Raw genomic sequence first — 2,695 nt, forward strand, 5'->3', positions numbered from 1 at the left:
TTGCCGCAAAACCGACTACATAGCCAAATAGCCAACCCAAAGGATAGCGGATACCGGAGCGTTCACTTGATGCTGCGTTTCAATGGTGGTGGTATTGGTGAGAAGCACAAAGGGTGTAACGTTGAGCTTCAGCTCCGCACCCAACTACAGCACATTTGGGGCACAGCTGTTGAAGCTGTAGGTTCCATGCGAAATGAAGACCTCAAAGCTGGTGACGGCGATCCCCAGTGGCTGCGTTTTCTAGCCCTCATGAGCGGTTACATTGCCGAGATTGAGAAACAACCGCGCGGCTTAAATCTGGGCATGAGCTATGATGATCTGGTGCTGGAGGCTAAAGAGCTGGCAACATCGCTCAATGTCCGGGAAAACCTCTCCTCGTTTAGAGGATTTATGCACGAAGCTGACAGTTCTGGTAGCTTTGGAAGCTCTGTTTTTACACTGAAGGTGGACCGATCAACTGGTGCGGTGCAAATCGCACCACGTTGGCGCGCGCTATTTGCATTCGATGATCTCGAAGATGATTTTGAAGAGGTAAGGCAGTCCATCGAGATCAGCATCGACAGTATGACTGAACTCAGACGAGCCTACCCCAACTATTATTTAGATACTGAAGAGTTCCTAAATGTTCTTGGAGAAATGGAAGGATCTAAACCTACCAACATCAAGGGCACAATTGACCGCCTAGACCTGAGTTTTCTCCCAAAACATGTTCCACCACGCGCAGGGGCAACAAAGGAAAAACCCGACGAAAGAGCGCTACGACTGGACATCGACGGAACAGTGTACTGGCACAACAAAAAAGTTGGCACATGGGATCGGAATCTGGTTGGTGTCTATTTTTTCATCCCGAGACACCGTGACGAATATGCCTTTTCACAGCCGAGCTTTAGCGTATTTACCAGTGAGCTAGAGCAATGGTGCGCGACAGAATGAAAGAGTAAGGTCTTGAGTCAACGCCATCTTTGAATATGCTGAATTCAAAATGCAAAGACGCATAAGCCCTTTTATGAAAACCCCCGCCCCTGCCCTACTTTGGCTGATGTGCATCAACATAGGCACGCAAAACAGCGGCCATGCGAGCGGTATAGCCCTTCGGATCGCTACCCTTGAAATAATCAATGGTATCTTCATCCACACGTAACGCCACAACAGGCTTCTTCGCGGGTGTCTTGATCTCAGTCGTCGCCCAAAAGTCCGCATCCAGCTCGGGAATGTCGCTGTAGTTGATGTCGTCCTCGCGGATCGCGTCAAAGCGGGCACGCTCTTCTGCGCTCATTTTGGGCGGGTTCTTTGGATCGAGTGTATGTTTAACGGTCGCCATAAGTATTCCTTTCCCGTCTGTTGGCCTTACGAGCCGATATAAGCCGCATGCTGCGCCCTTCGTCCCGTTCTGTGGTCACAACCACCAAGATGCCGTCTAAAGTTTGGCCTAGTGTCACGAGACGTTCCTCGCCGTAGTCGAACCGATCATCTACGGCAGTGATGCGATCTGGATCAATGAACACGCCCGATGCGATTTCAAACCGAACGCCATGTTTCTCAAAGTTGCTCTGCGCCTTGTCAGCGTCCCATTCAAATTTCATCTTCAGCCTCAAGAATATAGCGTAATACAAAAAGTAATACAAGTCATTTGGTTCATATTCCTAGTGCTTCTCTATGATGCGCGGAACAAAGTCTAACCCCTGTATCATTTGGCTGGTTTATTCGCTTAGGGCCTGCGCGGTCATACCGTTAGCGCGCAAACAAGCTTCACTTTGAGGTTTGTCGCAACCTTGCCGGGCAGGCGATCTAACGTTTCGCCACAGCGCTCCAGCCGGCCGCGAGCGCTTCTCCTTCATCGCAAAACCAGCGCTCGCCCTGAGTGACATCAATCTTGGTGTTGCCGTAATTTGGTGACCACGGTGTGTGATAAATCTTCCGTTTGGCTTTGCCCGCACCGATATTTCCTTTGATTGGGCACTTTCCATCGGGGGCTTGCGCCAGCGCACGGTTCCATTTGTCGTTCCGGTAGTCCCAGGGTGTTTGGCTCGCTTCTTGCCAAACACCGACGCCGCGGGCTCGCACAACTTCGTCCAAGGCAACATAGTCAGAACTGTATTCGATGAATGCCCAGGCCAGACCTTCGTTGATCAAAACCGTACCGATGTCTTGTCCGTCCACTGCGCAGCGCGAAACAATCCAGCCGTAGGGGTCGCGGTCCAGCGCCTCGCAAGACACCTCTTTTTCATGAATCAGTTCGGATAACCGCTTGGATGCCGCAGATCCACAACGCCACGCACCCTGCCCCGCGCGCTTGCAGGATTGGCTTTTCTCCGGGGCATCGACGCCGTGCAACCGAATCAACATTGGCTCAATTTCCAATGTATCGCCGTCAAAGACGCTAATCTCACCTTGGATTGTCATTGATTGAAGGTCCGCGAGTACGGACGACCCCCCGAAAATCAGCACATGCAAAACAGCGGGGCCCAACCAGCCCGTGCACTTCCGACCAGCCGCCGCCAAAGATGCGCGCATCGCGGCTTTCATGCGCAACAACCCAACAAAAGACCTTCTGACTTGAAGGAAAACTCCGTTTCCTTGCCAATCACGACGTGGTCGTGGATGGTCACGTCAAGCGCTTCGCATGCGCTTGCCACGTTCTCGGTCATGTCAACGTCCTGCCGACTGGGAGATGGGTCGCCAGAGGGATGGTTGT

General features: G+C 52.1%; 5 protein-coding genes. 1 reads left to right on the forward strand and 4 read right to left on the reverse strand.

Annotation, left to right across the window (positions count from 1 at the left end; genetic code table 11):
* A partial coding sequence (locus ABJQ89_RS18015) for a RelA/SpoT domain-containing protein (RefSeq protein ID WP_348497537.1) occupies positions 1-933 on the forward strand: 933 nt, incomplete at its 5' end.
* Positions 934-1,027: 94 nt separating this feature from the next.
* On the opposite strand, the gene ABJQ89_RS18020 is transcribed toward ABJQ89_RS18015, so the two are convergent.
* From ABJQ89_RS18020 to ABJQ89_RS18035, 4 genes are all read right to left on the reverse strand, one after another.
* Positions 1,028-1,321 (reverse strand): BrnA antitoxin family protein, encoded by a 294-nt coding sequence (locus tag ABJQ89_RS18020; RefSeq protein WP_348497538.1) that lies wholly within the window; start codon positions 1,319-1,321, stop codon positions 1,028-1,030.
* Positions 1,308-1,583, reverse strand: coding sequence for a BrnT family toxin (locus ABJQ89_RS18025; RefSeq protein WP_348497539.1), 276 nt, complete (start codon positions 1,581-1,583; stop codon positions 1,308-1,310). The genes ABJQ89_RS18020 and ABJQ89_RS18025 overlap by 14 nt, the downstream gene beginning before the upstream one ends.
* 205 nt (positions 1,584-1,788) lie before the next feature.
* Complete coding sequence (locus tag ABJQ89_RS18030) at positions 1,789-2,526, reverse strand: thermonuclease family protein (RefSeq protein ID WP_348497540.1); 738 nt, start codon at positions 2,524-2,526, stop codon at positions 1,789-1,791.
* Positions 2,523-2,695 (reverse strand): JAB domain-containing protein (locus ABJQ89_RS18035; RefSeq protein ID WP_348497541.1); only part of this gene is annotated, 173 nt, incomplete at its 5' end. The genes ABJQ89_RS18035 and ABJQ89_RS18030, both read right to left, overlap by 4 nt.

The sequence above is a fragment of the Planktotalea sp. genome, assembly GCF_039984035.1.
Classification (GTDB): domain Bacteria; phylum Pseudomonadota; class Alphaproteobacteria; order Rhodobacterales; family Rhodobacteraceae; genus Planktotalea.

Excerpts from the sequence above, each read along its gene's own strand:
- ABJQ89_RS18020 (WP_348497538.1), bottom strand. The coding sequence starts at position 1,321 with ATGGCGACCGTTAAACATACACTCGATCCAAAGAACCCGCCCAAAATG.
- ABJQ89_RS18025 (WP_348497539.1), bottom strand. The coding sequence starts at position 1,583 with ATGAAATTTGAATGGGACGCTGACAAGGCGCAGAGCAACTTTGAGAAA.
- ABJQ89_RS18030 (WP_348497540.1), bottom strand. The coding sequence starts at position 2,526 with ATGAAAGCCGCGATGCGCGCATCTTTGGCGGCGGCTGGTCGGAAGTGC.